This window comes from Novosphingobium sp. FSW06-99, assembly GCF_001519065.1.
In the GTDB taxonomy this organism is placed as follows: Bacteria; Pseudomonadota; Alphaproteobacteria; order Sphingomonadales; family Sphingomonadaceae; genus Novosphingobium.
The window spans coordinates 23,336-30,436 of sequence record NZ_KQ954271.1 but is presented as its reverse complement, the minus strand read 5'-3'; the positions used below and the strand labels follow the sequence as shown (position 1 = coordinate 30,436).

Sequence of the window (7,101 nt, the reverse complement as noted above, 5' to 3'; positions counted from 1 at the left end):
AATCCATCAGCAGGATCGACATGCGCCGGTTGCGGGGGTCGGTGGGGTCGCCGGCAACCAGCGGTTCCTGGTCTGCAACGCCTTCGATCCGGCGAAAGCGTTTTTCATTCACGCCAAACCGCATCAGCGCCTGGCGGGTGGATTCGGCGCGGCCCGCCGACAGCGACCAGTTGTTGGCCGGATCGCCCGGCCGCCATTGCAGGCTGTCGGTATGGCCGCGCACGGTCAGCCCGTTGGGCTCGGTCATGATCGCCTGCGCGATGACCTGGATCAACTGGGTTGCCTGCGGGGTCAGGAGCGTGGTGCCCAGCCGGAACATCGAGAAATCGGCGTCGTCCATCAGATCGAGCCGGATGCCGTCGGGGGTCATCGTCATATGCACTTGCTTGGCCAGCTTGGCGAGCGTCGGGCTGGCCTGCAGTTTTTGCTGCAATTTCTGCTGTAGAGCGGCGGTGCGCTTGGCTTTTGATCCGCCATCCTTGGGCCCGCCGGTCGCATCACGCGGGATGGTGAGCGTCTTCGTTCCGGTCTGGCCCGCGCGGAACTGGTAACTGTCGACATCGGTCAGCGACGATCCGCCCAGCAGGCCATAGGACCCCGCGCTGCCCTGGCGCGTCTTGACGAGGGTGGGGGTGAAATAGTCGGCAATGCCCTTGCGCTGTTTTTCGGTGGTCGCGCCCAGCAGCCACATCAGCAGGAAGAACGCCATCATCGCGGTGACAAAGTCCGCATAGGCAACTTTCCAGGCCCCGCCATGATGGCCGCCGGCAACCACGGTGATCTTCTTGACGATGATCGGCGGGGGCAGCTCCTTTCCCTTGGGCTTGGCCATCGTCAGCGCCCGCGCAAGGCGTCGAGCAGTTCGGACAAGCCCGGACGGAACGCATGACCGAGCCCGGATCTGGCCGATTCCACCACCAGCGGTTGCGGCCAGCCGTGGAGCGAGGCGACGATCACTTGCTTGACCGCCTGAAAGATCATCTCGTCCTGATCGAGCACTTGCTTCAATCGCCCGGCCAGCGGGGCGACGATGCCATAGGCCAGCAGCACGCCCATGAACGTGCCGACCAACGCCGAACCGATCATCGCCCCCAGGATCGACGGCGGCTTGTCGATCGACCCCATCGTCTTGACCACCCCGAGCACCGCCGCGACAATACCGAGCGCGGGCAAGGCGTCGGCCAGTCCCTGCAACGCGTGTTGCGCCTCGGATTCTTCGTGGAAATGCGTTTTCATGCCGTGATCCATGACATCTTCGACCGCGTGCACTTCGAGCGTGCCCGACGATACCACGATCAGCGTCAGCGTGTCGCAGATCAGCGCGACCAGTGGTTTGTTGCCCAGGATCTTGGGAAATTCGGCAAACATCGGCGAATTCTGCGGGTCAGTGACATGGCTTTCAAGCGCCACCGGACCATCGCTGCGCAGGATCTTCATCAGCCGGGTGCACAGCACGATGGCATCGACATGGTCCTGTTTGGAATGCTTGGGTCCTTTGAACACTTTGCCGATGCCCGCCCCGATGCCCTTCAATTCGTGCATCGAATTGCCGGTGATCGTGGCGCCAAGCGCGGCGCCGCCGATAATCAGCATTTCGTGCGGGATCGATTCCATGACGGGGCCAAGCGCACCACCGGTGATGGCAAAGCCGCCAAACACCATGACCAGCAGAACGACGATGCCGATACCAGCAAACATGAGCGTGGGTGATCCTTGGCTTGCGGTCGGCTCAGTTGCCGAGTTCGCTGAACAGCGACAGCGATGACAGCCGCACGAAACATGCCTGGCTGGCCTGCAGCGCGGTGGTGAGGTCCTGCAGCTTGATCGCCGCGGTCGATACGTCGGTGTCGCCGATCTGCGATTCCTCGGTGGCGCGCGCGGTCGTCGCTGCGGTCTGGTTCTGCGCGTTGAGCGACACCCAGGATTCGCGCGATCCGATCACGGTCTGCGCGGTGGTCACCGCATCGAGCCCGTTCTGCAATGACGTCAGTGCGCTCGATGCGGCGGTCTGCGCCGCACTGCCCCCGGCCTTCAGCGCGGTGGACAGCGCGCCCAGCGTGTTGATCACGTCGGTCTGGTTGCCGTTGACATCGGTCATGCCCAGAATTTCGGGCCCGGTCAGGCTGACTTGCACGCTTTGCCCGCCGCCGATCGGCACCGTCTGCGAGGTGGCGGCGCCGACATAGGTCGCGGTGCCGCTGGCGTTCAGGGTATAGGCGTTGCCCGACACTCCGCCACCGAACAGCGCATTGCCATTCGCGTCGTGGGTGTTGGCCAGGCTGACCAGGTTTTGCTGGATCTGCGCGATCTGCGTGCCGATCGAGGCGCGCTGGGTGTCGGTCAGGGTGCCGGTGGCGGCCTGGTTGGTCAGTTGCGTGGCCTCGTTGATGTCGTTGATCATCGAGGTCATCGTCGAATCCGCCAGCCCCAGATTGGTCGAGGCCAGATTTGACGAGGCCTTGTCGGCGCTCGCCTCGCTGTCCTGCAATTGCAGCATGCGCATCTGCGCCGCCGCCTCGGGATCCTGCGAGGCCGAGGTGTACTGACTGCCGGTGCTGATCGAATTGTCGACCGCATTGACCTCGGCCTGCAGCGAAGACAACTGCTCCGAAGCCGAAGTGTAAAACGATGCGGTGCTGGTCGAACTGATAGTCGTCATGGCGGATGCCTATCTTGCCGGGTGGTCGGATCAGGAACTGGTCAGGTTGTAGATGGCGGTGAACGTGTCGCTGGCGGTCTGGATCATCTTGCTCGACGCCTGAAAGGCCTGTTGAAACTGGACCAGGTTGACCGCTTCGTTGTTGAGATTGACGCCGCTTTCAGCCGACAGGCTGGCTGCGGCCGCGCTCGACAGCGTTTGCAGCGTGGTCTGCGTGGTGGTCGCGTTCTGCACGGCCCCCGAAATGCTGGTCAGGATGTTGTTCATCGTGCTGGCAGGGGCCAGCGTGCCGAGCGCGGTGTTCATCGCGTTCAGGTTGGTGGCATCGCTGCTGCCGGCGGCAGAGCCGACGGCGGCGGCGGCGATCGCACTGCCATTGGTGGTGGCCATGGTCAGTGTCGCCGCCGTAGAGCCTGAAAACAGCGCCGCACCGGGTTTGCCGGCAAGATCGGTGCCGTTACCCTGCTGGGTGTTGACGGTGGTCGCAATCGATCCGGCCAGGCTGTCGAGATTGCCGCTGATCTGGCCCAGCGTGGTCAGCGCGGACTGGTTGCCCGCGATCGATCCCCCGCTCAGGCTGACGGCGGCGTTGCCGACGGTCAGCGATTCCGTGCCATCGCTGTTGACCGTGGCGCTCAGCGTGTTGGTCGATCCGCCGGTGACCAGCGGCGGGCCGCTGACCCCGCCCAGCGTGACGTTGGCCGCCCCGTCGCTGTTCAGCGTGGTGGCGATGTTGCCAAACTGGCTGATCTGGTCGAGCAGGCTGTCGCGCTGATCGAGCAGGCTGGCGCGATCGCTGGTGGTGATGTTGCTGTTGGCCGAGATCCCGCCCGATGTTGCCGACAACTGGGTGTTGATCGTCGCCAACTGGGTCGCCAGCGTGTTGATCTGGTTGACCCCGTTGCTCACTTCGCTCTGCAACCCGGTCTGCGCCGAACTCAGGCTTTGCGCCGCAATCTGAAAGGCGCTGCTCATCGACTGGCCGTCCTGAATGACGGTTGCGCGGGTCGAACTGTCGGTCGGGTTCTGGGCCAGCGACGTCAGCGCGTTCTGGAATGTGCCAATCGCGTTGAACACGCCCGAATCCTCGACCGCCGTCTCCACATCGGTCAGCCCCGATACGGTTGCGGTTGCCCCGGCCGTGTTGCTGGCGGTGTCGCGCGCATTGGTCTGCAGGAACGTGTCGGCATTGCGCACGATTCCCGATACCGTCACCCCCGAAAGCGAAACGTCGTTGGCCGTGCTCCACGTGCTTGAAGAGGACACCTCGACATCGTCGACGCCTTCTTCGACATAGCCTTGCGTGTTGGCATTGGCGATGTTCTGGCCCGTGACGTCGAGCGCGACTTCGGCGGCGGCGGCCCCGCTGGCGGCGATGGCGAGAAGACTGCTGGTCATCGGCGCCTACCCCTTCGATCCGGGCGTCGCAGCCAGGACAATGGGCAAATGCGCCGACAATTGGGCTTCGATCTGTTTGCCAAGACCCAGTGCGCCGCTTTGCGCGGCGATGTCGGCAAAGCGTTCGTCGCGCATGGTCTTGAAGGTGTCTTCGCCTTTGTCGTCGCCCCACAGCGTATCGCCGAAATTGGTCTGATGCGCGGCAGCGAGCATCTGCCGGGTAAAGATCGCCTCAAACGACTGCGACGCCTTGTGCAGGCGGGCGGCATCGGGCGTGGTTGCCGATGCCGTGGTGCCGCCGATGGCACCGGTGGTGGATGGAACGGGTGTCATAGCACCTCCATTTCGGCCTTGAGCGATCCGGCCTGTTTCAATGCTTCGAGGATGGCGACCAGGTCCGACGGGCTGACCCCCAGCTTGTTGAGCGCATCGACCAGCGAGGATAGCGAGGCGCCGGGTTTGAACAGCGCGACATGGGCATCGCCTTCGCTGACCGTGATCTTGCTGCTGGGGGTGATCGCGGTGCGTCCCTGGCTCAGCGCATTGGGCTGCGACACCTGGGGTTTTTCATCGATCCGCACCACCAACTTGCCGTGGCTGATCGCCGCGGCGGTCAGCCGCACGGCGCTGTTGATCACCACCGTGCCGGTGCGGCTGTTGACGATCACTTTGGCCGGGGATTCGCCCGGCGTCACTTCGATCATCTCGATCGCGGCCATCAGGCTGGCGCGGGTGTCGGCGCCCGTAGGCAGCCGCAGCGCCAGCGTGATGCCGTCTTCGACCGTGGCGGTCTGCGGATAGCGGGTGTTGATGGCGTCGCGCACGCGCGAAACGGTCAGGAAATCGGCCTGAAACAGGTTCCAGCGCAGCACGTCGCCATGGTCGAACCCGGTGTCGACCGCACGTTCGACCGTCGCCCCGTCGGCGATGCGGCCGACGGTGGGCACATTGACGGTCAGTTGCGAGCCGTCCTTGGCGGTGATGCCCAGCCCGCCCACCGCCAGATTGCCCTGCGACATGGCATAGATCTGTCCGTCGGCGCCATAGAGCGGGGTCATGATCAGTGCCCCGCCGCGCAGCGACTTGGCCTTGCCGATCGTGCTGACGGTCACATCGATGCGTTGCCCCGGCTTGGCAAAGGCGGGCAGATCGGCGGTAACCAGCACGGCAGCGGCATTTTTCAGTCCGGGTTGCACGCCGGGCGGCAATTGCAGCCCCAGCCGCCCCGACACGCCGCGCATCGCCTGGGTAACATATTCCAGCGTGTCGTCGCCGGTGCCGGGCAGGCCGACGACAATCCCGTATCCGGTCAACTGGTTCGACCGGACCCCCTGAAAGGTGCCCAGATCGCGCACGCGGTCGGCATGGGCGGGCGGCGCCATCAGCACGGCAATGGCCAGGCCGAACATCAGCAAGGCAAGGCGCATCATGGCGCCCGGGCTGATCCGGCGGGCAAGCGCGATGGGCAAGGGGAGGTTGGGCGCGGTCATGACGGGGTTCCGGTGGCTTGGCCTAGAAAGGGTTGATGACGCTGAAGAATCGCGACAGCCAGCCGGGTCGGCTGGCGCGGCCGATCGAACCGTTGCCGGTGTAGACGATATGCGCATCGGCGACCTGACCCGACTGGACGGTGTTGGTCTGATCGATGTCGGCTATTCGCACGATGCCCGAAATCTGTATCCATTCTTCACCCTGACTCAGCAGCAGACGCTTGGTTCCTTTGACAAAAACGGTTCCGTTGCGGCGCACTTCGGCAATCGTGACGGAGATCTGGCCACCCAGTTGGCTGTTTTCCGTCGCACTGCCTTGACCACTGAACGCCGAAGCACCCGATGCATTAAGGGTATTGGGGTTTATGGCGAACGGACCGGCCGTAGGTGGAGTCACGCTAAAGTTGCCGCTTTTCTGGATCGTGCCGGTCGCAGCCTTTGATGTGGAAAGATTTTCCACCAGCGTGATGGTCAGCAAATCGCCCACGGCATGCGCGCGCGTGCCTTCGACCAATCCGGCGTAACCGGCATGGACATTGAAGATCGCACCCGCCGACGGCGGCGTCGGATCGGCGGTGGGCAACGATGCATCAAACCCCTTTTGCGGTTTGGTGGCATGGGCATGGTCGGGAAAGGCCAGCACGAGCACAACGAACACCACCGGCACGAGCACCAGCGGCCACAACCCGCCGCTTGCGCGCGGGGGCACAAGGGGGGCGGTGCGGCGCCGGTCAAACGGGGTGTCGGTGATCATGTCAGGCTCTGGTTGGCGTTCTTGAGCATGTCGTCGACCGAGCTGATCATCTTGGAATTGATCTCGTAGGCGCGCTGGCATTCGATCATGTCGACCAGTTCGGTGACCACGCTGACATTCGAGGATTCGAGATAGCCCTGCTGGATGATGCCATGGCCGACGAGACCCGCCGCGCCGACCTGCGGCGTGCCGCTGCCGCCGGTTTCAAGGTAGAAGTTGTCGTTGGTGGCCTGCAGCGCCGCCGGATTGGCGAATGTCGCGGTGGTGATCTGGCCCAGCGTGGTGGGCGCGCTGGCGCCCTGCAGGGTGGCCGACACGGTGCCGTCCTGGGCCACGGTGATCGATCCGGCACCCTGGGGAATGGTGATCTGCGGCTGCACGACATAGCCTTGCGCGGTCACCAGTTGTCCTTCGGACGACGTGGTGAAATTGCCTGCGCGGGTATAACCGGTCTGGCCGCTGGGCAGCGTGACCTGGAAATAGCCATCGCCGCTGATCCCCAGATCGAGCGCGCCGCCGGTCGAGGTCAGCGTGCCCTGGGTCATGTCGGTGCTGGTGGCCTGAACCGTGACCCCGGTGCCCAGATTGATGCCGGTGGCATAAGTCGTCTCGTTCGAGGACTGTTGCCCGGCAACGCGCGCATCCTGATAGGCGAGCGTCGAAAAATTGGCGCGCTCGCGCTTGAACGCGGTGGTGCTGACGTTGGCGAGGTTGTTCGAGATGACTTGCATGCGCGTGTCCTGGGCCTGGAGACCGGTGCGCGCGACATAGAGGGCAGATGATGGCATGGTGGGATGCTC

General features: G+C 64.1%; 8 protein-coding genes. All 8 read right to left on the bottom strand.

All coding sequences use genetic code 11. From position 1 onward, the window contains the following. A partial coding sequence (locus AQZ49_RS21210) for a flagellar motor protein MotB (protein WP_067620871.1) occupies nucleotides 1-832 on the bottom strand: 832 nt, incomplete at its 3' end. Nucleotides 833-834: 2 nt separating this feature from the next. Next, the gene (gene motA, locus AQZ49_RS21205) at nucleotides 835-1,698 is read right to left on the bottom strand and encodes a flagellar motor stator protein MotA (RefSeq protein ID WP_067620869.1); all 864 of its coding nucleotides are present in this window, start codon (nucleotides 1,696-1,698) and stop codon (nucleotides 835-837) included. A 31-nt stretch (nucleotides 1,699-1,729) separates the two neighbouring features. Then, entirely contained in the window at nucleotides 1,730-2,659 is a 930-nt protein-coding gene (locus AQZ49_RS21200; RefSeq protein WP_067620866.1) for a flagellin N-terminal helical domain-containing protein, read from the bottom strand. A 30-nt stretch (nucleotides 2,660-2,689) separates the two neighbouring features. Next, nucleotides 2,690-4,057, bottom strand: coding sequence for a flagellar hook-associated protein FlgK (gene flgK, locus AQZ49_RS21195; RefSeq protein ID WP_067620863.1), 1,368 nt, complete (start codon nucleotides 4,055-4,057; stop codon nucleotides 2,690-2,692). Between the two features lie 6 nt (nucleotides 4,058-4,063). Further along, complete coding sequence (locus AQZ49_RS21190; RefSeq protein WP_067620860.1) at nucleotides 4,064-4,390, bottom strand: rod-binding protein; 327 nt, start codon at nucleotides 4,388-4,390, stop codon at nucleotides 4,064-4,066. Continuing rightward, the gene (locus AQZ49_RS21185; RefSeq protein ID WP_082701979.1) at nucleotides 4,387-5,487 is read right to left on the bottom strand and encodes a flagellar basal body P-ring protein FlgI; all 1,101 of its coding nucleotides are present in this window, start codon (nucleotides 5,485-5,487) and stop codon (nucleotides 4,387-4,389) included. The genes AQZ49_RS21190 and AQZ49_RS21185 overlap by 4 nt, the downstream gene beginning before the upstream one ends. An 82-nt stretch (nucleotides 5,488-5,569) precedes the next feature. Next, complete coding sequence (locus tag AQZ49_RS21180; protein WP_067620854.1) at nucleotides 5,570-6,301, bottom strand: flagellar basal body L-ring protein FlgH; 732 nt, start codon at nucleotides 6,299-6,301, stop codon at nucleotides 5,570-5,572. After that, nucleotides 6,298-7,089, bottom strand: coding sequence for a flagellar basal-body rod protein FlgG (gene flgG / locus AQZ49_RS21175; RefSeq protein WP_067620850.1), 792 nt, complete (start codon nucleotides 7,087-7,089; stop codon nucleotides 6,298-6,300). Before flgG ends, AQZ49_RS21180 begins: the two co-directional genes overlap by 4 nt. Nucleotides 7,090-7,101 lie beyond the last annotated feature (12 nt).